The 23,662-nt window shown below is 62.1% G+C and carries 21 protein-coding genes, 2 tRNA genes and 1 pseudogene; 11 read left to right on the top strand and 13 right to left on the bottom strand.

The features are described from left to right. The first annotated feature begins 1 nt into the window (after position 1). The 6 genes from A462_RS29115 to A462_RS29140 all read left to right on the top strand — a co-directional run bounded on the left by A462_RS29115 (position 2) and on the right by A462_RS29140 (position 5,970). Positions 2-739, top strand: coding sequence for an energy transducer TonB family protein (locus A462_RS29115; RefSeq protein ID WP_008431283.1), 738 nt, complete (start codon positions 2-4; stop codon positions 737-739). A 24-nt stretch (positions 740-763) separates the two neighbouring features. Next, positions 764-3,046, top strand: a complete 2,283-nt coding sequence (locus A462_RS29120; protein WP_008431274.1) for a TonB-dependent receptor — start codon at positions 764-766, stop codon at positions 3,044-3,046. A 17-nt stretch (positions 3,047-3,063) separates the two neighbouring features. Continuing rightward, positions 3,064-3,711, top strand: coding sequence for a MotA/TolQ/ExbB proton channel family protein (locus tag A462_RS29125; RefSeq protein WP_003217203.1), 648 nt, complete (start codon positions 3,064-3,066; stop codon positions 3,709-3,711). A 56-nt stretch (positions 3,712-3,767) separates the two neighbouring features. Further along, positions 3,768-4,985, top strand: coding sequence for a phospholipase D-like domain-containing protein (locus A462_RS29130; protein WP_003217201.1), 1,218 nt, complete (start codon positions 3,768-3,770; stop codon positions 4,983-4,985). Between the two features lie 116 nt (positions 4,986-5,101). Further along, positions 5,102-5,428: a hypothetical protein gene (locus A462_RS29135; protein ID WP_008431272.1), complete on the top strand. Its 327-nt coding sequence runs from the start codon at positions 5,102-5,104 to the stop codon at positions 5,426-5,428. After that, the gene (locus A462_RS29140; RefSeq protein ID WP_008431270.1) at positions 5,425-5,970 is read left to right on the top strand and encodes a hypothetical protein; all 546 of its coding nucleotides are present in this window, start codon (positions 5,425-5,427) and stop codon (positions 5,968-5,970) included. Before A462_RS29135 ends, A462_RS29140 begins: the two co-directional genes overlap by 4 nt. Positions 5,971-6,069: 99 nt before the next feature. On the opposite strand, the gene A462_RS29145 is transcribed toward A462_RS29140, so the two are convergent. Both A462_RS29145 and A462_RS29150 read right to left on the bottom strand, forming a co-directional pair. After that, a tRNA-Gly gene (locus tag A462_RS29145) sits at positions 6,070-6,145 on the bottom strand. 3 nt (positions 6,146-6,148) lie between these two features. Beyond that, positions 6,149-6,224: transfer RNA gene (locus tag A462_RS29150), tRNA-Glu, on the bottom strand. Between the two features lie 370 nt (positions 6,225-6,594). On the opposite strand from A462_RS29150, the gene A462_RS29155 reads away from it, so the two are divergent. Together A462_RS29155 and A462_RS29160 are read left to right on the top strand one after the other, a co-directional pair. After that, positions 6,595-7,353: a hypothetical protein gene (locus A462_RS29155; RefSeq protein ID WP_003217193.1), complete on the top strand. Its 759-nt coding sequence runs from the start codon at positions 6,595-6,597 to the stop codon at positions 7,351-7,353. 122 nt (positions 7,354-7,475) lie between these two features. Next, positions 7,476-8,288 (top strand): alpha/beta fold hydrolase, encoded by an 813-nt coding sequence (locus A462_RS29160; RefSeq protein ID WP_008431265.1) that lies wholly within the window; start codon positions 7,476-7,478, stop codon positions 8,286-8,288. A 36-nt stretch (positions 8,289-8,324) separates the two neighbouring features. On the opposite strand, the gene A462_RS35150 is transcribed toward A462_RS29160, so the two are convergent. From A462_RS35150 to A462_RS29175, 4 genes and pseudogenes are all read right to left on the bottom strand, one after another. Next, positions 8,325-9,167 (bottom strand): methyl-accepting chemotaxis protein, encoded by an 843-nt coding sequence (locus A462_RS35150; protein ID WP_443200820.1) that lies wholly within the window; start codon positions 9,165-9,167, stop codon positions 8,325-8,327. An 18-nt stretch (positions 9,168-9,185) separates the two neighbouring features. Continuing rightward, a pseudogene (locus A462_RS35145) lies at positions 9,186-9,410 on the bottom strand (HAMP domain-containing protein); the annotation flags it as partial. A gap of 997 nt (positions 9,411-10,407) precedes the next feature. Then, a complete protein-coding gene (locus A462_RS29170; protein ID WP_008431263.1) occupies positions 10,408-11,832 on the bottom strand; it encodes an aminotransferase-like domain-containing protein in 1,425 nt (474 codons plus the stop codon). Between the two features lie 203 nt (positions 11,833-12,035). After that, complete coding sequence (locus tag A462_RS29175) at positions 12,036-12,797, bottom strand: SDR family oxidoreductase (RefSeq protein WP_008431261.1); 762 nt, start codon at positions 12,795-12,797, stop codon at positions 12,036-12,038. 229 nt (positions 12,798-13,026) lie between these two features. Between A462_RS29175 and A462_RS29180 the strand changes: the two genes are divergently transcribed. After that, the gene (locus tag A462_RS29180; RefSeq protein ID WP_008431260.1) at positions 13,027-14,034 is read left to right on the top strand and encodes an NADP-dependent oxidoreductase; all 1,008 of its coding nucleotides are present in this window, start codon (positions 13,027-13,029) and stop codon (positions 14,032-14,034) included. 139 nt (positions 14,035-14,173) lie between these two features. On the opposite strand, the gene pyrF is transcribed toward A462_RS29180, so the two are convergent. Continuing rightward, entirely contained in the window at positions 14,174-14,872 is a 699-nt protein-coding gene (gene pyrF, locus A462_RS29185) for an orotidine-5'-phosphate decarboxylase (RefSeq protein WP_003217180.1), read from the bottom strand. A gap of 290 nt (positions 14,873-15,162) precedes the next feature. Between pyrF and A462_RS29190 the strand changes: the two genes are divergently transcribed. Together A462_RS29190 and A462_RS29195 are read left to right on the top strand one after the other, a co-directional pair. After that, on the top strand, positions 15,163-15,927 hold the full coding sequence (locus tag A462_RS29190; protein WP_032898726.1) for a response regulator: 765 nt from the start codon (positions 15,163-15,165) through the stop codon (positions 15,925-15,927). Beyond that, entirely contained in the window at positions 15,927-16,964 is a 1,038-nt protein-coding gene (locus A462_RS29195) for a sensor histidine kinase (protein ID WP_003217175.1), read from the top strand. Before A462_RS29190 ends, A462_RS29195 begins: the two co-directional genes overlap by 1 nt. Positions 16,965-16,992: 28 nt before the next feature. Here A462_RS29195 and A462_RS29200 read toward each other — a convergent pair whose 3' ends face one another. From A462_RS29200 to A462_RS29225, 6 genes are all read right to left on the bottom strand, one after another. Next, complete coding sequence (locus A462_RS29200) at positions 16,993-18,057, bottom strand: AI-2E family transporter (RefSeq protein WP_003217173.1); 1,065 nt, start codon at positions 18,055-18,057, stop codon at positions 16,993-16,995. 73 nt (positions 18,058-18,130) lie between these two features. Further along, positions 18,131-18,949, bottom strand: a complete 819-nt coding sequence (locus tag A462_RS29205; RefSeq protein ID WP_003217171.1) for a DUF4892 domain-containing protein — start codon at positions 18,947-18,949, stop codon at positions 18,131-18,133. A gap of 102 nt (positions 18,950-19,051) precedes the next feature. Then, positions 19,052-19,906, bottom strand: a complete 855-nt coding sequence (locus A462_RS29210; RefSeq protein ID WP_008431258.1) for an alpha/beta hydrolase — start codon at positions 19,904-19,906, stop codon at positions 19,052-19,054. After that, positions 19,903-20,712, bottom strand: a complete 810-nt coding sequence (locus A462_RS29215) for an alpha/beta fold hydrolase (protein WP_008431257.1) — start codon at positions 20,710-20,712, stop codon at positions 19,903-19,905. Before A462_RS29215 ends, A462_RS29210 begins: the two co-directional genes overlap by 4 nt. Positions 20,713-20,810: 98 nt before the next feature. Then, the gene (locus A462_RS29220; RefSeq protein WP_008431255.1) at positions 20,811-21,254 is read right to left on the bottom strand and encodes a hotdog fold thioesterase; all 444 of its coding nucleotides are present in this window, start codon (positions 21,252-21,254) and stop codon (positions 20,811-20,813) included. 31 nt (positions 21,255-21,285) lie between these two features. Further along, positions 21,286-22,953: an AMP-binding protein gene (locus A462_RS29225; protein WP_008431253.1), complete on the bottom strand. Its 1,668-nt coding sequence runs from the start codon at positions 22,951-22,953 to the stop codon at positions 21,286-21,288. Between the last annotated feature and the right edge of the window lie 709 nt (positions 22,954-23,662).

The raw sequence follows: 23,662 nt of genomic DNA, 5'->3' as shown, positions 1-23,662 counted from the left end.
CATGTATGCCTTGTTTCGTGCGCGTCGGCTGCTGGGCAGTGTCCCGGCCCTGATCGCCCTGGTGCTGATTGCACTGGGTATCCAGTCCCAACCCCTGAAGATCCAGCCGCAGTACGACGAGTCGGCGGTTGAACTCGCGCTGGTCGAGCCCGAGCCGGAAGTGGTCCCCGAGCCCGTGGTGGAAGAACCGCCGCCACCGCCGCCGGTGATCGAAGACGAGGAGGCCGAACCTGCCCCTCCGCCTCCGCCACCCAAGCCGATCCCCAAGCCACTGCCAAAGCCTGAGCCCAAGCCAAAACCGGTGCCCAAGCCCGTGGTCGCCAAGCCAGCGCCTGTGCCTGCGCCAGCTCCGGTGGCCGCCAAGCCGGTGCAAGCGGCTCCCGCTCCCACGCCAGCACCCGCTGCGCCACCGGCGCCGCCGAAAGTCGACGGCCAGGCACTGGAAGGCGGCTACCTCAAGGGCTTGCGCAACGAGTTGGACACCTACAAGCAATACCCCACCGGGCGCCAGGCGTCCCTTGAACGCCCGAGTGGCGAGGTGGTGGTCTGGTTAATGGTGGACCGCCAAGGCCGCGTCCTCGACTCCGGGATCCAGACCCCGGCGCCGAGCATGCTGCTCAACCGGGCCGCCACCAACAGCCTGCGCCGTATCAAGCAGGTGAAACCGTTCCCCGAACAAGCCTTCGGTGGACGTAACGAGCAGCGCTTCACCGCCACCTTCAACTACAGCGTGCAATAAGCACACACCACCAGGACGACAGTGATGAAGTTCACCCGGATTCATCTGGCACTCGTTGCCGCGACGAGCATGACCCATGGAGTGGTCATGGCAGATACCAGCGACAGTGACGTCGGGACTATTGGGGTACAGGGCAAGGCAACCGCTGGGGGCGGTTACATGGTCCAGGAAGAGAGCGCCAAGGGCCGCTCGACCATCACCAAGGAAGCGTTGGACAAACAGACGGCCACCGGCAACGCCATCGACAAGCTCAAGTACACCCCGGGCCTGAACATCTCCAGTGAAGACAACACCGGCCTCTCGGGCTTCCGCTTCACCATGCGCGGCATGAACTCCGACCAGGTCGGTATGTCGGTGGACGGCATGCCGATCAACGACTCCGGCAACTACGCGTTGTACTCCAACCTGTTGGGCGACCCGGAAAACATCGACCAGATTTTCGTCACCCAGGGCTCGTCGGAAGCCGACGGCCCGCACATCGGTTCCAGCGGCGGCAACATCGGCATCGTGACCATTCGCCCCACCAAGGAAACCGGTGCCTTCGTCAAGCAAGTGGTCGGCAGCAACGCCACCCGCAAGACCTTCGCCCGCCTCAATACCGGTGAAGTCAACGGCCTGAGCAACTGGCTGTCGGCCTCCCACACCGAAGGCCAGATGTGGCGCGGCTCGGGTGCCGTACGTGCGGACAAGGTGGAGTGGAACAGCTTCTTCGACGCCGGCAACGGCAACACCGCCAACCTGATCCTCAAGTACCACGAGCAGGACAACAACAGTTACAGCCAGTTGACCAAGGCACAGTTCCAGCAGTACGGCCGCAAGTACGACCCGTACCCGGCGACACCGGCGGTGGGCGCCAACGGCAAGGTCAGCAGCTACTACGACCTGGCGCAGAACCCGTTCCAGACCTTTACCGCCGTGCTCAACACCCAGTACAAGCTGAGCGACAACCTGTCCCTCTCGGTGATCCCGTATTACTACTACGGCAACGGCAGCGGCGTGGGCTCCTCGGCCTATGCGCTGAACAGTGGCTCGAACAAGGGCGGCGTTTTCGACCTCGGCAACCTGCCGACACAGGCTCAATACAACGCCGACGGTTCCGCGACCACCGGCGTCTACTACCGCCCTTCGCGCACCCAGACCTGGCGCCCGGGCATCACCACCAAGCTGAACTGGGACCTGGGCGACCACAGCCTGCAATTCGGCTACTGGTATGAACGCGCCCGCCAAAGCCAGACCCAACCGTTCATTGCCCTCAAGAACAACGGCAAGCCAAGCGATACCTGGCCCGACGGCAACTCCGTGGTCGACGCCAACGGCAACACCGTACAGGGTCGCGACCGCTACACCGTGACGCCGGCGCAAAAGGTCTGGACCCAGGACACCTGGTACATCAACTCGGACTGGACGTTGATCGCGGGCATTGCCTACATGAACGTCGAGCGTGACGGCACCAACCACGGCAGCCTCACCGAGCAACCCGGCAAGGCCAGCCAGACCTACAACAAACTGCTGCCCAACGCCGGCCTGAAATACCAGCTCGACGAGCGTGACCAGTTGTTCTACAGCCTGTCGCGCAACATGCGTATTCCACAGAACTACGTGCTGTACGACAAAGGCGTCGGCTCCCTCGACTCCAAGCCGGAACTCAGCTGGAACCAGGAACTGGGCTGGCGCTACACCGGCGAAGACAGCACCCTCGCCGCGACCCTGTTCTACATGCAGTTCAAGAATCGCCAGCTCACCTCCCTGGACAGCAACGGTGATTCCGCCGACATCAACGCCGGCACCGTCATCAACAAAGGCCTGGAACTGGAGTGGAGCGGCAAGCTGCCGCACAACTTCAACTACTACACCTCCTACACCTACACCAGCTCCAAGCAGCAGGACGACCTGACCGTCTACAGCGCCGGCAAGCCGATCGTGCTGCCCACCAGCGGCAAGCAGTTCGCCAACGTGCCGACCAACATGCTGGCGGCCAACATCGGCTATGACGACGGGCGCTTCTACGGCACCTTCGGCGGCAAGTTCACCAGCAAGCTCTATGGCGACCTGACCAACGACGAAGCCATCTCCGCCCGCACCATCTTCAACCTCGGCGCCGGTATCTACCTGCCGGTGGACAAGAAAGTCGTCAAGGACGCAACCCTGCGCCTGAACGTCGACAACCTGTTCGACAAGAAGTACCTGGACGGCGTGTACACCACCAAGACCAACTCGGCGAGCTACAGCGGTTTCCGCGATGGCGACCCGGCCTACATCGTTGGGCTTGACCGCACCGTCACCGTTTCCCTGGAAGCCAATTTCTAACTGCGAGGCTCAGCATCATGGACATGAACCTGCTTCACCAAATCACCTTTTATGTGATGTACGCCGCACTGGCGATTGCAATCTTCATCACCATCGAACGTGGCATCTACTTCGCCTACGTGCGCCGCCAGGCCCGTGCATTGACCGAAGTGCTGGGCGCCAATGTGCACAGCGAACGCGACCTGCCGGAAAACCTGACTCGCCGTGACAGCCTGCCGCTGAGCATGGTGCTGCCGATCCTGGCGCAGAAGGCGTCCCATGGTTCGCGCAAGGACCTGGACGACGAGATCGAAACCCAGTACCTCAAGACCCGCGCGCCGCTGTCCCGCAGCCTGTGGATCATCGAAACCATCACCACCGCCGCGCCGCTGCTCGGCCTGCTGGGGACCATCCTCGGCATCATCGACACCTTCAAGGCGCTGGCCAGTGCCGGTGTGTCCGACCCGGGCCAGATTTCCGGTGGTATCGGTACGGCCCTGTTCGCCACGGGTTTGGGTATCGCCATCGCGCTGTTCTGCGTGGTGTTCCACAACTTCTTCCAGGACAGCCTGGAGCGTATCAACGACCAGCTGAAAATCCTGCTGATCCGCGCGGCAACCGGTGCCCGCGTGCAGGGTGAAGTGCCGCACCTGGTACCGACCCCGCTGCACACCCGCACTGCGTGACCTTCCCGGGGCGGGCGCATCATGCGCCCGCCCTTTTTTTGCCCGATGAGACGCCTATGTCCATATCGCTGAAATTACGTATCGCCGGCCTTGCAGGCCTGCTCCTCAGTCCGCTTGCCCAGGCGGACTTTTCAATTCCGGGATTTGAGTTGGTACACACCGTGCCAGTGGACACCCAACTTGGCACCGCCGATCTGCGCCAGCCCGGCCCCGTGTGGATCCAGCTGTTCGACGGCGCGAAAAGCCGCATCGACATCGGCCAGTTCTACGCGGCCGACCATCCTGGCTCGGTGATGGACAAGGTGATTGAACACCTGGAAGCCGCCGGCAAACGCGGGGTGAAAATTCGCTTCCTGCTGGAAGAAAAAGGCGTGCGGCTGTCGGAAGCCTCGACCCTGGAGCGCCTGAAAGCCATTCCCAACCTGACCTTCCGCATCCTGCCCTATGGCAAGCTGAGTGGGGGGATCATCCACGCCAAGTACATGGTAGTGGATGGCAAGCAGGCGTTTATCGGCAGCCAGAACTTCGACTGGCGTTCGCTGGAGCATATCCACGAAACCGGGCTGTTGATCAGTGATGCAAACGTCGTCGCCCAGACCCAGGCCATTTTTGAACAGGACTGGCAGGCCCAGGCTGCGTTGGCCGACAACCAGCCTGTTGCCCTGCCCGCCACAGGTGCCACACCGGCACGCACCGGCAACTACCTGGTAGCCAGCCCCCAGCGCTACAACCCGCCGGGTGTGGGTGATTCGCAGCTGGAACTGCCACGTCTGCTGGGCGAGGCGAAAAAGGAAGTGCGCGTACAACTGCTGGACTACGCGCCGCTGTCCTATGGACCTGACAGAACCCGGCCTTACTACGCGATGATCGACAACGCCGTGCGTGCAGCGGCAGCGCGCGGGGTCTCGATCAAGTTGATGGTATCCAACTGGAACACCGAAGCACTGGAATTGCCGTACCTGAAAAGCCTGGCGGTGCTGCCGAATGTCGAGGTCAAGATCGTCACGCTGCCCGAGGCCAGGCAAGGATTTATTCCTTATGCGCGGGTGATCCACAGCAAGACCATGGAAATCGACGGGCAAGTGGCGTGGGTAGGGACCAGTAACTGGCTGGGCGGTTATTTCGATAACTCGCGCAACCTGGAAGTGGTGATGCGCAGTGAGGCGATGGCCAAGCGTGTGGGAGATTTACACGAGCAACTGTGGGACGGGCCGTATGCCAAGGCATTGGACGTGACAAGCGAGTACCCGGAGCCGCATCCGGGCAAGCCGTGAGCCGTTGCCTGCAAATCCCATGATTTGCGGGCAATGTCACATTGCCAGATATGAATGTTGCACTTTTCCGCCGTTGCGCTGACCAACCCTGCACACCTCATGGATGGAGAGCAGGGATGAACACCACACGCAATGGACTGTACGGTACGGCGCTGGTTTGGGCGGCCATCGGGCTTGGCGGCTGCGCCAATTCGATGACCACCACCGGTGAGCCCGGGGTGAAGATGGGCGAGAGCTATGAGCAGGTGCTCGCCGTGGTCAGCCGCAACAATACGGTGACCAGGGAGATCGACGGGGAAGCATTCCGGGCTGAAGGTTACTCGGAGACGTTTAAGGATTGTCGCAACAAATATTTTATCTTCCAGGGTGCTAATGGCTTGCAGATGGTCAAGCTTGAGCCCGCGCCGCATCTGTCGGTCAGCCAGAACTGCCGCCAGCCATGAGAACCTTACGTGTAATTCCTGCCCTGTTCCTGGTTCTTCTCAGCGGCTGTGGCCAGGTATATAACGTCCGCTCCCTCAACACCGCCTATACAGCGCCACCGTCTGCCGAGACGGCGCGCTTGCGCATTATCAGCGACGGCATGGTGCGCGCAGTGCCCGGGCGCGATTGCCTGGACTGGAATGTTCCCGGAGCAGGCGTGATGGTGTCCGCCAAATCCGGCTTCGCCGACCGCAATGGCGCAAGCCTGGGGATGCCGGGGCCGATTTACACCTGGGACGGTGCGGTGTCGTCCGAACAGGTGATTCCGGCGAACACGCCCATTGCCTTTCATTACCTTGGGTTGCCGCAATATGGCCGGCAATGTTTCAACACCATGACCTTTATCCCCAAGCCCGGCATGGACTACATGGTGCGAGCATCAATGTCCGGGAGTTGCTCATTCGAGCTTGCTGAGCTGCCGAAAGGTGCCGAACGATGGAGTCCGATTGAACCGACGCCGTCGGGAAGGCTGTCGATGTGCCACGCGATGGATAATTTCTAGCGGTACAAACGCAACGTGGGCCGGGGCATTGCACTCCAGCTCACAAAAAACCCACAAACAAAAACGCCGATCATTGCTGATCGGCGTTTTCGTTAAATATGGAGCGGGAAACGAGACTCGAACTCGCGACCCCGACCTTGGCAAGGTCGTGCTCTACCAACTGAGCTATTCCCGCAWATGGCGTCCCCTAGGGGACTCGAACCCCTGTTACCGCCGTGAAAGGGCGGTGTCCTAGGCCACTAGACGAAGGGGACACACGTACAACATTCACTCCCTACCGCGTTTCGCTGTGTGCTTTACGCTGTAAGTGGCGCGCATTCTATGGATGGATTGGGAGGTCGTCAACCCCCAAGGATAAATTTATTTAAATCAATGACTTCGCCGTGGTTTACGGGGGTTGCAAGGGTTTCTCGCCGTCCAGGCTTTGGCGCCTATATTCTGGCGTTCCACAAGGCGCTATAGTTCGCCACAGCAAATGATGGCAATGTGCATCTACGCAGGGACTGCCCGGCTATATAGAAGAAACTACTGACGCAACTGGTCGCTCAGTCCTATCCGGTCACTGCACCAGTCACTACACTTCAATGCAAACCCCATAAAGAGGTCACACCGGTGACACCACTCATGATCACCCTGCTGGTAATAGCCGGGATCGTAATACTGATCGCCATTGGCTACATGAACCACGTGGTGGAAAACAATAAGCTGGAAAAGAACCGGACCCGGATCGAACTCAATGACCGGCTGCGCCGCTGCGGCGAAATCACCGAGACCTTCCCTGGCCAGTTGATGACGCCGCGACTCAAGTTGCTGCTGACCCGCCTGGAGCTCAACGTCAATCAGCGCCTGCTGAACCTCGACAAGTCCAATGCGTCGCTCAAGGCACGCATCACTGAACTCAACGCACTGGTGGCCCAGGGCGAATCGATTCCGGTGAACAACCCGCCAGGCCCGATCCAGACCGAAGCCAAGGCCAAGGATGTACGTTTCCTGCTCGAAGCACTGCATGGCCAGGTGACCCGAGCGGCCCAGGACGGTTTCCTGCCGACCAATGAAGCCAAGCACTGGATCAAGGAAATCCGCCATATCCTGGTGCTGCTGCACATCGAGTTCTTCAACAACCTGGGCCAGCACGCGCTGCAACAAGGCCAGCCGGGCCAGGCTCGCCTGGCGTTCGAACGCGGCGTGCAGTACCTGCGCAAGCAGCCTGAGCCGGTGGTGTACAGCCAGCAGCTGCAATTGCTCGAGAAACAGCTGGCGCGCGCCAACTCCATGGTGCTGTCCAACCTTGAACCGGCTGAAGACGAGGTCAACGAATTGACCGAAGGCTTGAAAGTGGTGGATGCGGACGCCGACTGGAAGAAGAAAGCCATCTACGACTGATCCCCTGCCATTGTGGTGGGCGGCAAACCCGCTCGCCACATGCCATCACTCTGCACCTATCCCCTTCCCCTCGAATAGCGTAAAAAAGGCCCCCTCACTCCGTTAACGAAAAGGGCTTCGCCATGCCTGTCGTGCTCATCGATGGACAACCGCTGCACTACCTCGACCAGGGCACCGGCCCGGCCGTTCTCCTCGGTTCCAGCTACCTGTGGGACAGCCAGATGTGGGCGCCGCAGATCGAAGCCCTGTCGCAACAGTACCGGGTGATCGTCCCCGAGCTTTGGGGCCACGGCGAGTCCGGCGCACTGCCTGCAAACACTGCATCCCTGGACGACCTCGCACGCCAGCACCTGGCGCTGCTGGATCACCTGGACATTGCCCGGGTCAACCTCGTGGGCTTGTCGGTCGGCGGCATGTGGGGCGCACGCCTGGCGCTGCTGGCTCCCGAGCGGGTCAACAGCCTGGTGCTGATGGACACGCACCTGGGCGCCGAGCCGGAAGCCACTCGCCAATACTACTTTTCGCTGTTCAAGATGATCGAAGACGCCGGCGCCATTCCGGAACCGCTGCTGGATGTGGTGGCGCCGATCTTCTTCCGTCCCGGTATCGACCGGGAGTCGGCCTTGTACCAGGATTTCCGCAACGCACTGCAGGCCTTCCCGAAGGAGCGCCTGGTGCACAGCATCGTGCCGCTGGGCCGGATTATCTTCAGCCGCGCGGATGTGCTGGAACAACTGGCGCGCCTCGACACCGACACCACCCTGGTGATGTGTGGCGAGCAGGACAAGCCACGCCCACCGGCCGAATCAGAAGAAATGGCGGCCTTGATCGGCTGCGCGCTGACGTTGATTCCGCACGCCGGGCATATCTCCAGCCGGGAAAACCCCGATTTCGTCAACGAAGCGCTGCTGACCTTCCTGGCCAACAACGCCTGACCGCCCTGCCCTTTGATCGCCGCAGGCCTGCGGTGATCAAAGGCGGAAGTGCCCGACCATCCCCTTAAGCTCCGTACCCAACTGCGCCAGCTCGATGCTCGACGCTGCATTGCCCTGCATGCTCAACGCCGATTGATCGGCACTCGCACGGATGCTGGTGACGCTGCGGTTGATTTCCTCGGCCACCGAGCTTTGCTCTTCGGCCGCCGCGGCAATCTGCTGGTTCATCTGCTGGATCAACGACACCGCCGCCGCGATGCTGCCCAGGGCGCTTTCGGTTTCCAGGGCATCACTGACCGCCAGCTTGACCAGTTCGCCGCTCTGCCTGATCAGCTGCACCGAAGCCTGCGCAGCGCTGCGCAAGGTACTCACCAACCGTTCGATTTCCTCGGTCGATTGCTGGGTGCGCTTGGCCAGCGCCCGCACCTCGTCGGCCACCACGGCAAAACCGCGGCCCTGCTCGCCCGCCCGCGCAGCCTCGATGGCCGCATTCAGCGCCAGCAGGTTGGTTTGCTCGGCCACGCTCTTGATCACCTCAAGGACGGTACCGATAGTCTGGATCTCCGCGCTCAGGCTTTCGATGCTGGTACTGGCGGAGGTCGCGGAGCTGGCCAGCAACTCGATACGCTGCAAGCTCTGACGCACCACCTGCTGGCCGCTGTCGACCTTGTCATCCGCCGTCTGCGCCGCCTGGGCCGCTTCTTCGGCGTTGCGCGCCACATCGTGCACGGTGGCGGTCATCTGGTTCATGGCCGTGGCCACCTGCTCGGTTTCTTCCTTCTGGCTGCTGACCTCGATATTGGTCTGCTCGGTGACGCTGGACAGCGAATGGGCCGAGCTGGCCAGTTGCTCGATACCCGCCTGCAACCCGCTGACCATGCTGCTCAGGCCGCTGCTCATCTGTTGCATCGCGAGCATCAACTGGCCCATCTCGTCCCGGCGACTGACTTCCATACGGCCACTGAGATCACCGGCGGCAATCTGCTGGGCCACTGCAATCACGCTGCGCAACGGTGCAACGATCAAACGGGTAATGATCCACGCGGCAATCAGCCCGACCAATAACGCCAACGCCGAAGAACCGATGATCAGCAACGCGCTTTTCTTCAACTGCGACTGCATCGACAGGTCTTCTGCGTCGTAGGCCTGATTGACCCGGGTGACCACTTCGGCTGCGCGCTCGTGCAACTGCTTGTAGACGACTTTTTCCTGGGCCAGCAGCCCGGTGTATTCGCCGAGTTTTTCGCTGAAGGCCGCGATATGCCCGGACACTTCGTTAAGCACGGTTTGGTAGCCAGGATCCTTGACGGTGGTTTTCAGCTGTTCGACCTGGGCCAGGGCCTGATCGGCCTGCTCGATCTTGCCCTGCTCGGCGTTCTCGTCATCGCCCTTGCGGCTCTGGTCCAGGCGCACGTGCGCTTCGTTCATGGCCTGCAGCATCAGGCGCGAGACCTGGCTGACCTGCCCCGCCTGCTCGATGAATTCGGCACCTTCCTTGCCCTGGCTTTCCTTGAGGCCATAGGCGCCGTCGTCCGCCAGCCCGGCCTGCAACACATCAAGGTTGTTGGCGACACTGGAGACCGACCAACTGGCCATTTCCAGCGCCAGGTCCTTGGTCTGGGTCAGCTCGACAAACTCATCGAACGCCTTGCGATACGCCGCCAGCGCCTGCTCGACGTCGCTCATCACCGGGACATTGGCAGGCGACTGGGCCTTGAGAATTACCGCCTGGGCCGCCAACGCGTCGACACTTTCGTGCAAGGCGTCCACCGACTTGGGGTCGGCATGCAACGCGTAGTCCTGCTCGATCAAGCGCACCTTGAGCAAGCCGCTGTTGAGCGCCGACATGGCTTTAAGGCCCTCGAAGCGCTGGCCAACGGTTTGCAGCGACCATACGCCAATTGCGGCCACCAATGCCGTCAACAGCAGTACCAGGACAAAGCCCAAGCCCAGTTTCTTGGCCATACCGAGGTTGGCAAAACGTCGTTGCACGGCAGAAATCATTGCACTTGAGTCCTCTTGCAATGGCGAATGCCATCAAGCCAGGTTTCGATGCAGCGAGATTCGCAACCCCGGGGCACTGAATACAAGGGTTTGGCGCCACAATAATGGCAAAAAGCTACATCCTCGTCGTTTTCAGAATGGTAGAGGTCGATCCTGCCGGCCCCATAGCCTTGAACAACGCCAGTGCACGCTGATCAGAAGCGTAGGCCACATTGATGCGCAGCCAGTCGCTGGATTCGCCCGTCGGGCTGAAAAGCGTTCCCGGCGTCAGCAACACCCCCAGCCGGCGAGCCCGTGCCTGCACGGTGGAACGGTCGCCGACACCAGGGCGCGCCCAGAGGAACATGCCCCCCGCCGGCACCGCAAACACCTCCCACTCTTCGTCTTCCAGCACCTGCAGGGTCATGGCCATTTCCGTGCTCAGCCGCCGGCGCAGACGTTGCACCCACTTGCGGTAGGTACCATTGGCCAGCAACGTCGCCACCACCGCCTCGGCAAACCGCGAGGTGCCGATGCCGGTCAAGGTCTTGACCCTGGCCAATTGCGCGATGATCGCCCCGCTGGCCGTGAGGTACCCCACCCGCAAGGCGCTGCTGAGGGTCTTGGAAAAACTCGAGACATAGATCACCCGGTCCTCGTGGGGCAACGCCGACAACCGGGTGCACGTGGCATGTTGCAGGTCGCCATAGACGTCCTCCTCGATGATGAAGAAGTCCTGGGAATGGGCCAGTTGCAGCAAGCGCTCGGCCACCGCCAGGGACAGGCTGGTGCCGGTGGGGTTGTGATACAGGCTGTTGATGAACAGGCACTTGGGCCGGTGCCCGCGCAACAGCGCTTCCAGGGCATGCATGTCCGGGCCGCCACGGGTGCGCGGCACTTCCAGCAGCTTGACACCATGAAAGGCCAGTTGGCGGTAAAGGTTGCCGTACCCCGGGCTTTCCACCACCACGGTGTCGCCGGCCTTGAGCAGCGTGCGGATCAGCAGGTCCTGGGCATGGCTCGCACCGTGGGTGGTGAGGATATGCTCGACCCGGGTTGCCACCTGGATGTGCGCCAGGCGCTTGAGCAGCTGTTCACGCAGGGCCGGCAGGCCCAGCGGCGTGCTGTAGTTGAAGACGGCCGCGGTGTCGGTGCGGGTGACTTCACGAATCGCGTAGCTGATGTCGTCGCTCTCGCGCCAGGTGTCCGGCAGCCAGCCGCATCCCAGTTTCAGTTCGCCCAGTTGATTGTCGATGAAGGCGCCCCACCCCGACTCGGCGCCCTCATACCATTGGTTTTCACCGCGAAGACCACGCTCGGCGGGTGGCTGGGCCACACAGAAACCGGCGCCTTGCCTTGAGGCCAGCACACCTTGGGCAACCATCCGCTCGAACGCCTCGATGACGCTGGACTGACTGAGCAGGTTCTCGTGGGCCAGTTGCCGCACCGAGGGCAACCGCGTCCCGGGGCTGGCGCCGCTCTCGCGAATCCAGGCGGCCAGCGCACTGACGATTTGCTGCACTACCGGTACAAGGGCTTGTCGATCGATCCCTAAATCCATGAGCCACTCACTTAAACTGTTGTCATTTAACCCAAACCAGTTAAGCACAGAAGCCCAATGACAGCCGCGATCAAGATTTATTAAATCATTGATTTAATTGAATTATTTACCTAGTGAAACACATTCAGGTGAGGCATCTGGCCACCTGCGGAAAAACCCCACAGCGCCTCCAACGCTTTTCTGAATGGCATCCGTCTCACTTCCTAAATCGCGGTCGCGCCACCGTCCACCGCCAATGCCTGGCCCGTGGTGAAGGCAGCACCGTCGCTGCACAGATAAAGCACGGCGCTGGCGATCTCCTCGACCTTGCCGATACGCCCGACCGGGTGCATGGCGGCGGCAAATTCGGCTTTGCGCGGGTCAGCTTCATAGGCACGGCGGAACATATCGGTGTCGATCACGGCCGGGCATACCGCGTTGACGCGGATTTTCTTTTTCGCGTACTCGATCGCCGCCGACTTGGTCAGGCCGATCACCGCGTGCTTGGACGCGGCATAGATACTCATCTTCGGCGCCGCCCCAAGTCCTGCCACAGAAGCCGTGTTGACGATGGCGCCGCCGCCCTGAGCCAGCAGCAACGGCAGTTGATACTTCATGCACAGCCACACGCCCTTGACGTTGACGCCCATGATTGCGTCGAACTCATCCAGGCTGCCGTCCGCCAGCTTGCCCTTCTCGATCTCGATCCCGGCGTTGTTGAAGGCATAGTCCAACCGGCCATAGGTGGCCACGGTCTGCTGCATCAACTGCTGCACGTCCGCTTCGAGGGTGACATTGCAGCGCACAAACACCGCTTCGCCACCGGCCTGATGAATCAGCGCCACAGTGCCCTCGCCGCCAGCCGCGTCCAGGTCGGCGACTACGACTTTCAAGCCTTCAGCGGCGAACGCCAGCGCAGTGGCGCGGCCAATGCCGGCGGCCGCACCGGTCACCAGGGCGACCTGGCCGGAAAATGTCATGCTCATGGTGGATGTTCCTTCGATGGGGATGCTCGATGACCCCAGTCTAGCCAGAGCCACCATCGGCGCGTCAGCATTATCAAAAGCCCGGTTGGCGAACCATGAGCCGCAGTGATAACGGCACCGGCATCACTATCATTGCAGTGGATCGGTGTGCATTCGCAGGTGCCGCGCACCTTGCCGGTGCAGCCCGAAGGGTCTATCACTCAAGGTCCACTTCTCAAGAGTCGCTGCCATGACTGCCCAGACCAACCGCCAATTCCTGCTCGCCAAACGCCCGGTCGGCGCGGCCACACGGGACACCTTCACTTACCAGGAAGTGCCGGTGGGTAAACCCCAGGACGGCCAGGTGCTGGTGCACAACGAATACCTGTCCCTGGACCCGGCCATGCGTGGCTGGATGAACGAGGGCAAATCCTACATTCCACCGGTGGGTATCGGCGAAGTCATGCGCGCCCTGGGCGTAGGCAAGGTGATCGCGTCGAACAACCCGAAATTTGCCGTGGGCGACTACGTCAACGGTGCCTTGGGTGTGCAGGATTACTTCCTCGGTGAGCCGCGGGGTTTCTACAAGGTCGATCCGAAACTCGCGCCGTTGCCGCGTTATCTGTCGGCGCTGGGGATGACCGGCATGACCGCTTACTTCGCCCTGCTGGACACCGGCGCGCCCAAGGCCGGCGAGACCGTGGTGATCTCCGGCGCGGCAGGCGCGGTGGGCAGCATTGCCGGGCAGATTGCCAAGATCAAAGGCTGCCGCGTGGTAGGCATCGCTGGCGGCGCCGACAAATGCAGGTTCCTGGTGGATGAGCTGGGTTTTGATGCCGCCATCGACTACAAGAACGAAGACGTGCATGCCGGCCTCAAGCGCGAGTGCCCGAAAGGTGTGGACGTGTATTTCGATAACGTCGGCGGGGACATTCTCGATGCCGTGCTCAGCCGCCTGGCATTGAAAGCCCGCGTAGTGATCTGCGGCGCCATCAGCCAGTACAACAACAAGGAAGCTGTCAAAGGGCCGGCCAACTACCTGTCACTGCTGGTCAATCGTGCGCGCATGGAAGGGTTTGTGGTGATGGACCACGCGGCGAATTTTGCCGCTGCCGGGCAGGAAATGGCCGGCTGGATGGCTCAGGGCAAGCTCAAGAGCAAGGAAGATATAGTCGAGGGGCTGGAGACGTTCCCGGAGACGCTGATGAAACTGTTCAACGGTGAGAACTTTGGGAAGTTGGTGTTGAAGGTCAGCTGACACACCGCAGAACCAAATGTGGGAGCGGGCTTGCTCGCGAAGGCGGTGTGACAGTCAATGCATAAGGTGACTGCTCTACCGCCTTCGCGAGCAAGCCCGCTCCCACATTTTTTTACCGTGCCCACTTCAGGTCGGTAGGTCACGCAATCTCGGCAACTACCGCTGCCAGCGCCTTGGCCGGGTCGGCCGCCTGGCTGATCGGGCGACCGATCACCAGGTAATCGGAACCGGCATCCAGGGCCTGGCGCGGGGTCAGGATGCGACGCTGGTCGTCCTGGGCGCTGCCCGCCGGGCGAATCCCCGGGGTCACCAGTTGCAACGCCGGGTGGGCGGTCTTCAACGCCTGCGCTTCCAGCGCCGAGCACACCAGGCCGTCCAGGCCAGCCTTTTGCGCCAGGGCCGCGAGGCGTAGCACTTGTTCCTGTGGCTCGATGTCCAGGCCGATGCCGGCCAGGTCTTCACGCTCCATGCTGGTCAGCACGGTCACGCCAATCAGCAGTGGCTTGGGGCCGCTGCGCTGATCGAGCACTTCACGGCACGCAGCCATCATGCGCAAGCCGCCGGAGCAGTGCACGTTGACCATCCACACGCCCATTTCGGCGGCGGCCTTGACCGCCATCGCGGTAGTGTTGGGGATATCGTGGAATTTCAGGTCGAGGAACACCTCGAACCCTTTGTCACGCAAGGTGCCGACAATTTCGGCGGCACAACTGGTGAACAGTTCCTTGCCAACCTTGACCCGGCAAAGCTTGGGGTCCAACTGGTCAGCCAGCTTCAGTGCGGCGTCACGAGTGGGGTAATCCAGGGCGACGATGATAGGAGTCTGGCAGGCGGACATTGGAATGGGCTCTCAGGCAAGTCGAAATCGGCGCGGATTGTAGCGCAAGCAGCGGGTTTGCGGGATCCGATGATCGGTAATTCGCGATTTAGCCGCCAGATTGCGGGCTCCCGGGCAATTGTGTCGAAACAGATACATTCCCGACATGCCTGCAATACCCCCGAAGATTAGCCTCGCACACGTGAACCATCGTACAGAACTTCCAGCCCCGGGGCTGGGCGCCTATGCTGAACGCAACAACCTCGCCGCCGAGCTTCGGCCCGGCGGCCAACCAGGTAGATGATCGCACCATGCAAACCCTGACTCCTGTGCTGAATGACGATCAAAAAGCCTCGCTTGTCGGTGAAGACAAACGCTGGAATACCCGCGCACTGATTGTCGACGACGACGTGCCGATCCGCGAACTGCTGATCGATTACCTGGCGCGCTTCAATATCCTCGCCAGCGGCGTGACCGATGGCGCGGCCATGCGCCAGGCCATGCAAGCCGAGACCTTCGACGTGGTGGTGCTCGACCTGATGCTGCCGGGCGAAGACGGCCTGTCGCTGTGCCGCTGGCTGCGGGCAGAATCGGACATCCCGATCCTGATGCTCACCGCCCGCTGCGAACCTACCGACCGCATTATCGGCCTGGAACTGGGGGCCGACGACTACATGTCCAAGCCCTTCGAGCCCCGCGAACTGGTGGCCCGTATCCAGACCATCCTGCGTCGCGTGCGGGATGACCGCACTGAGCAACGGGCGAATATCCGCTTCGACAACTGGCGCCTCAACAGCGTACTGCGCCAACTGGTGGCCGACGATGGCCTGGTGGTGCCGCTGTCCAACGCCGAATTCCGCTTGCTGTGGGTGTTTATCGAGCGCCCGCGCCGAGTGTTGAGCCGCGAGCAATTGCTGGATGCGGCCCGTGGCCGTTCCATCGAAGCCTTTGATCGCAGCATTGACCTGCTGGTCTCACGCCTGCGCCAAAAACTCGGGGATGACCCCAAGGCCCCGCAGTTGATCAAGACCGTACGCGGTGAAGGCTACCTGTTCGACGCCCGAGATATCGGCTGATGCGCAACGCCTTCAACACCCTGTTCGGGCGGCTGTTCGGTGTGTTGCTGGTAGCGATTGTGCTGGCCCACGCGCTGGCATTCTTCTGGTTTCACCATTATGGCCCGCCGCCCCCTCCGCCCCACGAGACCTTCATCGAGCAACCGGACGGCAGCCTGACGCCAATGCCCAAGGAGCATCGCCGTCCCTGGTTCGGCGGGCCTGTGGTGCCGCTGACCTTCCAGTTTATCTCGCTGATCATTGCCGCTTGGTACGGCGCCAAGCTGCTCAGCCGGCCAATCCAGCGCCTGAGCGCCGCGGCCGAGCGCCTGAGCCTGGACCTCGACAGCCCACCGCTGAACGAGTCCGGCCCACGGGAGGCGCGGCAAGCGGCATCGACCTTCAACCTGATGCAAAAGCGCATCCGCGAACAGGTCACCCAGCGTGCCCGCATGCTGGGCGCCGTGTCCCACGACCTGCGTACGCCGCTGTCACGGCTCAAGCTGCGCCTGGAACAGATCGAAGACACCAAGCTGCAGGGCCAGATGCGCCAGGACCTGGACGACATGATCGGCATGCTCGACGCCACCCTGAGCTACCTGCACGAGCAGCGCACCAGCGAAACCCGGCATTGGCTGGATGTGCAGGCGCTGGTGGAATCCCTGAGTGAAAACGCCCAGGACCGCGGCTCCGATGTGCAATGCAGTGGTGAGTGCGCGCCGCTGCAAGTGCAACCGATGGCCCTGCGTTCGTGCCTGAACAACCTGATCGATAACGCCCTGCGGTACGCCGGCACCGCGCGCATCGAACTCGCGGACACTCCGCAGGCGCTGGTGGTGAAAGTGATCGACCACGGCCCGGGCATTGCGGCGGATAAACGCGAGGCGGTGTTTGAACCATTTTATCGGCTGGAAGGCTCGCGCAACCGCAATTCCGGTGGCGTGGGGTTGGGCATGACGATTTCCAAGGAAGCCGTGGAACGCCTCGGTGGACGGCTGAGCCTGGAGGAAACTCCGGGCGGCGGCCTTACCGCCGTAATGTGGCTGCCAAGGGCGTAGGAATGGTTCCTGCGCCCTGCAGGAACCATTACTGCCCGGTTTTATCTTCCCGCCGCACCTGAGCCTGGGTGGCACTCCAGTCGGTCAACAAGCTATACGCCACCGCCAGCAATGTCGGGCCGATAAACAGGCCGATAAAGCCGAACGCAATCAACCCGCCAAACACCCCCAGCAACACGATCACCAGCGGCAGGTTGCCGCCACGGCTGATCAGGTAGGGCTTGAGCACGTTGTCGACGCCGCTGATGATGAACGTGCCCCATACACCGAGGAACACCGCATAGGTGTAGTCGCCCTTCCAGGCGAGCCAGGCGGTGGCCGGAATCCAGATCAGCGGCGGGCCCATCGGAATCAGGCTGAGCAGGAACGTCACGATCCCCAGCACCAAAGCCCCCGGAACACCGGCAATCCAGAAGCCGATCAGCGCCAGCAAGGCCTGGGCGGCAGCGGTGCCGATCACACCGTTGACCACCCGCTGCACCGTACCCGCGACCAGTTCGATGTAATAACCCGCCCGGTCGCCGATCAACCGCTCCAGCAAGCGATGCACAAACATCGCCAGGCGCGGCCCGTCACGGTAGAAAAAGAACACGAACACCAGGCTCAGGGTCAGTTCCAGGATGCCGCCGCCGATCTGCGCACTGCGGGCCAGCAACCAGTTGCCGACCTGGCCCAGGTACGGTTTCAACGTGACCATCAGTGCCGCGCCCTGCTGGTCGATGCTGTCCCACATCGCCACCAATCGTTCGCCGACAAAGGGAATGGAACCGAGCCAGGTGGGCGCCGCAGGCAAGCCATCCACCTGGATATCCTTGATCAGGCCCACGGCATCGCGCACATGGTCGGCCAGGTTGAACCCCAGCCAAACCAGCGGCAACGCCACCAATAGCATCCAGACCAGGGTCAGGATCCCGGCGGCCAGCGATTCGCGACCGCCCAGCCAGCGGGTGAGCAAGCGCATCACCGGCCAACTGGCAAACGCCAGTACCGCGCCCCAGAACAGCGCCGACCAGAACGGCGCCATCACCCAGAAGCTGGCACCAAACAACACCAGCAGCAGGATCTGCACCAGCAGGCGATCGTTATTGAGCATGTGGTTTCTCGAAAAGAAGTCTGTAAGAGGAAGAGCTTAGGCGAACGGCGCGGGTCCGTTCGCCCTGGAACGGTCAGCGTATCAGATGCAGGTGCAAACCCTTGGCTTCGGTGGTGCCGGTTTCCAGGCGCGCCGCACGTACGCCCTGATCGATCAAGCCCTGGCGCCATGCCTCGGCGGTGGGCCCGGTCAAACTGACCCGCAACGTGGCATCCAGGTTCAATCCGCGGGAAATAAGGGTGAGCCAGGTGGCGTCAGGCTCGGCGCCCAGCTTGGGAAAATCCAGCTCGCCGGTGCTTTTCAGTTCCCGCAGCAGCGTAGCGGAGGTCGGCAGCAAATCGCCCAGCGGTGCGCTGGCGTCCATCTGCTCCACGTGCAGGTACGCCCGTCGATTGCCCCGGGTGATGCCGTACAACGCGACCAGGGAGTTGTCTTGCGGGGCCGCCAGGCGCAGCAGCAGGTATTCCTGCTGGCCGTCGGCGCCCACCAGCTTGGCATTGCCGAACACTTCATTGGCCCACAGGCTGCTTTCACCGCAATCACGGGCCTGGCACCAGAACAGCAGTTGCGCGCCCTGGGCCTGCAAGGCTTCGCGGGTGGCGGTAAAGGCGGCGCTGGAGGTGTGCTCGGCAGGCAGTTCGTAGGTGATGGCAGTGGCTTGGCCGCGGGCGGTGGCCTGGCCTTCATAGCGCAGCTGGCCGCTGATCTTGCGGATCGAGCCCAGCGGGTAGATACGTTCTTTCTCTTCGGCGGGACGGTAGTCGACGATCTGCGCGTCGACCTGACGGGCCACGGCGGGCAAGTCCTGGCTACCCGGTACGTCGGCGGCAAACACCAGCGGGCTGAAACAGCACAGCCCCAGAACACGGAAAAATCCCTTCGGCATACTCATCGGATCGGCGCGCCCTGGCCATTGGGGTGCGCTGCGGTGTTGAGATCGTTCATGGTTGACTCCCTTTCGATCCGCCCAGCCTCGGCAGTTGACCCCGCCAAGTCAAGGCGTGGAGAAAAACCGATTGAAACAGTCTGCAACAAGGGTAGCGCCTGGCTCGTCATTCAGGTGCAAATGATGGCCACCGGGCAAGGTAGTCACCTGGAACGGAAGCCCGGAAAGCAATTCGGAATGTTTCGCCAACATGCCGTCTTCGGCGACCACCAACTGTGTCGGACAGCCGACTCGGCGCACGAAGGCCATCGCCTGTTCTTCTGTCAGGCGCATGGGGGAGGCCAGGGTCAGGCGGCTGTCGCTGCGCCAGGTGTAACCACCCGGCACGGGCATCAAGCCACGCTGGGCCAGCAGTTCGGCGGCTTCACGACTGACTGCCACCACGCCTTTCATCCGCGCTTCCACCGCGCGATCAAGGGTGCTGTACACCGGCTTGCGCTTGTCCTGCAGGTTCATTTGCGCCTGCAACGCCATGCCGAGGCGTTCGGCGGCGTTGTCTGCGGTGCCGGTCGGCGGGATCACGCCATCAATCAATCCCAGGTGCGTCACCCGCTCCGGCAAGGCGCCGGCCAACACCAGGGAAACGATGGCGCCGAGGGAGTGGCCAAGTAATGCAAAACGTTTCCACCCGAGTTGTTCGGCGACTTGCAGCACGTCGTGGACGTAATCCCAAAGGGAATAACCGGCGCCAGCGGGTCGATGGGCCGAGTGACCATGGCCGGCCATGTCCAGGGCGACGATGCACAGGCCATCGAGTTTCGGTGCCAGCCGGGCAAAGCTGTTGGCGTTGTCCAGCCAGCCATGCAGGGCAATCACCGGCAAACCGTCTTCAGGGCCGAACAGATGCGCCGCCAACTCGATGTGCGGCAGCGCCAGGCGGACTTCTTCGACGGGCGCAGTCATGCGCAACTGCGCTCGCGCTGGCGAGCTTCCCAACGGGCAAACAGGTTCTTGATCAAAGTGGCGGTGTCCTGTGGGCGTTCAAGGGGAAACATGTGGCCGCCGGGCATGGTCAGCATTTCGCCCATGGGCATGCGCCCCACGCCGCTGGCATGGTGACGCATCACCACCCGGCTCTGGCGACCACGCACCACCGCCAGCGGCACCTTCAATTGCCGGGCCTGGCCGGGGCTGGTGTGGGGCACGCCGCGGTAGATGCTGATTTCGGTGGCCGGATCAAAGCGCAGGCGCAGGCGATCACCCACCGGCTCCAGGCCGTGTTGCAGGTAGGCATCAAAACAGTCGGGATCAAAGCCGCGAAACAAGGTCTTGCCAGCGAAGTACTGGCGCGCAGCCGCCAGGTCGGCGAACTCTTCACGACGGCCCAGGGTGCGCCCCGCCGGGGTCAGCCGGTCAATAAAGCCGAAACGCTTGGCCGCGCGGATCACCCAGCGATCGGCCAGGGTCAGTACCGGCGAATCCAGCATCACCACCCCGCGATACAGCTGCGGGCTACGCATGGCCGCGTGCAGGTGCAGCACGCCACCCAACGAATGGCCCACGCCCCACACCGGCTCCGGTTGTTGCTCAAGGTGGTGGATCAGTTCGTCCACCAGGTTCTGCCAATTGTCATCCACTGGAAACCGGGGGTCGTGACCGTGCTGCGGCAAATGCGCGACGGCGTACTCCGGGGCCAGGGCGGCAAACAATTTGCCGTAGGTCGCCGAAGGAAAGCCATTGGCGTGAGCGAAAAACACGTGCTGCGACATACCTGATCCATCACCGTAAACAGAGTGTTGATTCTCCCCAGACCCGGCAGTCACGGCAATGACTGTAACTGCCAGGAATGATGACACTCACGCCACGCCTATCGGGCCGGCGGCTTCTCCCCCAGCGGTACCACGGCCATGGTCAGGCGCGATACACAGCTGGCCTTGCCTTCATCGCTGGTCAGGCGGATGTCCCACACGTGGGTGGTGCGCCCGATGTGAATCGGCTTGGCCACCGCCGTCACCCGCCCGCTGCGCAGGCCGCGCAGGTGGTTGGCGTTGATTTCCAGGCCCACGCAATAGAACTTGCTGGCGTCGATGCACAGGTAACTGGCCATGGAGCCCACGGTTTCCGCGAGTACCACCGACGCGCCGCCGTGCAGCAGGCCGTAGGGTTGATGGGTGCGGTGGTCGATCACCATGCTGGCCGTCAGGGACTCGTCGTCAAAACCTTCAAAGCGGATATCCAGTACTTCACCGATGGTGTTTTTCTGAATCGCATTCAGTTGCTCGATATTCGGTTGGGTGCGCCACAGGCTCATTGATCGGTCCTTATTGGTTTTATGTCAGTGCTCAATCCTGCCACAGCACGGCTTCGGAGCGCTCGCTCCAGGCCAGGAACTGCGACCCGTAGGCTGATTCAATCACGTTGCGCTTGATCTTCAAGGTCGGCGTGAGAAAACCGTTTTCCACCGCCCAACTGTCTTTCACCACCACCAGTTGGCGCAAGCGCTCATGTTTATCCAGCACTTGGTTGACCTCTTCCAGCAAGCGTTCAAGGCTGCCCTGCAAAGCCTGGCGCCCAGCGCCTGCGGCATCTTGCAGACCCACGGCAGATAACACGCACAGGCCCATGGGCGCACTCAAGCCATCGCCCACCACGCACACCTGCTCGATGCGTGCATGTTCGGCCAGGCGGTTTTCAATCGGCGCCGGGGCCACGTATTTGCCTTTGCTGGTCTTGAAGATTTCCTTGAGCCGCCCGGTCAGTCGCAGGCGGCCATCGGTGCCCTGCTCGCCCTTGTCGCCGGTGCGCAGGAAGCCGTCGGCGGTGAGGGTCTCGGCAGTTTTTGCCGGGTCCTTGTAATAACCGAGCATGGTCGCGCCGCTGCGTACCTGGACTTCGCCGTCGCCACCAATGCGCACTTCGACGTCCGGGCATGGCGGGCCTATCCAGCCGAGTTTCTGCTGGCCGGGGCGGCACACGTGGGAATAGCCGCAGCTTTCGGTCATGCCATAGACCTCCAGCACATCCAGGCCCAGCCGGCGATACCAGACCAACAGTGCTTCGGGCACGGGGGCTGCGCCGGAGATCGCCACGCGCACAGCGTCCAGGCCCAACCCGGCGAGTACTTTGTGGCCGACCCGCTTGCCGATGAAGGGCAGGCGCAGCAAGGTATCGAGGCGGCTTGCGGGGATTTTGCTATAGACGCCCATCTGGAATTTGGTCCAGATCCGCGGTACGCCGAACAGCGCTGTTGGCCTCGCCCGTTTGAGGTCTGTCAGAAAAGTGTCGAGGCTCTCGGCGAAAAATACTGTCTGTCCGGTGTAGATCGAGGCCATCTCCACGAACATGCGTTCGGCGACGTGGCACAGCGGCAGGTAGGACAGCAGGCGGTCGCCCTCCCCCAGGCCGAACAGTTCAGTGCCGCGGATGGCCGCGAAGGCCAGCGCGCCGAAGCTGTGCATCACGCCCTTGGGCAGGCCGGTGGTGCCGGAGGTGTAGATGATGGTGGCTAGATCGGATGCTGCGGGCGCGGGGTTGTCCTGAATGGGTGAGCAGGCTTGCAGGTCGGCCCAGGTGAAATCGAATTCGCCATTGGGGCACAGCGGCAGGCTGATGGTGGGCAGGTCGGCCTTTACTCCGGCGGACATGGCGGGCCAGTCGTCCAGTTTGCCGATAAATGCCAGTGCGGCTTCGGAATGCTCGAGTACGTGGGCGACGGAGTCGGCGGTGAGGTTGGGGTAGAGCGGGACCGAGACGTGGCCGGCCATCCAGATGGCGAGGTCGGCGATGATCCAGTGGGCGCAGTTTTTCGAGATCAGGGCGATGTGGGAGCCCTGAGGCAGGTCGCGGGCTCGCAGCCAGTGGGCGGCGCAGCGGGCCTGGTGGCCGGCTTCGGCCCAGGTGAGGGTTTGGACCTCGCCGCCTTTGATGGGCTGAACCAGGAATCGTTGCCGTGGGTGGCGGGCTTCGCGGTCGAAGAAGACTTGCAGCGGCAAACGAATAGCGACAGACATGGACGCGCTCCTTTGTGTTCCGATGGTAGCCAACCAAGCACTTGCTTGGCTGACTATTTCATGGGAGCGCGGGGGGTGCAAGTTCTGCTGTTTTTGGGGGCATATCCGTTATTCAGGTAACGGCCGCTTATGGTTCCGCTCTTACAGCGGCTCACTTTTGAACAGCGCAAAAGTAAGCAAAACGCTCTTGCCCCACCACTCGGCTCCTCGCTTAGGCTAGGAGTGCCCTCACTCCGGCTTTGGACCGTGGGCCGCCGTCATGGGCCATCCTTGGCCCAGGACGGCTAACCCGGCGTCCTGCCGGGTTACCCACGCTCCAAAGCCTGCGTTCGGCCAGCGTGGTTTAACGGGGCGCCTAAGATCAAAATCAAAAGCAGATCAAGAGCACAGCGGCCTACCGGCCGGCTTGAGTGTTAAAAGCAAAGACCAGAGCGAAAACAGATCTGCTTTTMTGTGGGAGCGGGCTTGCTCGCGAAAAACCTGAGGTCGCCGCGCTGAATCAGAATGCCCGCGTCATCGTTAACGACCTTCGCGAGCAAGCCCGCTCCCACATTTGGACCGTGCCCGCCTTAGATTTTGCTTTTAACACTCAAGCCGGCCGGGAGGCCGCTGTGCTCTTGCCTTTGATCTGCTTTTGATCTTGATCTGCGGGCCCCGTCAACCACGATGGCCGCAAGTAGGCACGGTGGAGCGGGTAAATCGGCAGGAC

This window comes from Pseudomonas sp. Ag1 (assembly GCF_000278565.1).
In the GTDB taxonomy this organism is placed as follows: Bacteria; Pseudomonadota; Gammaproteobacteria; order Pseudomonadales; family Pseudomonadaceae; genus Aquipseudomonas.
This window is presented reverse-complemented; position numbering and strand designations above follow the sequence as displayed.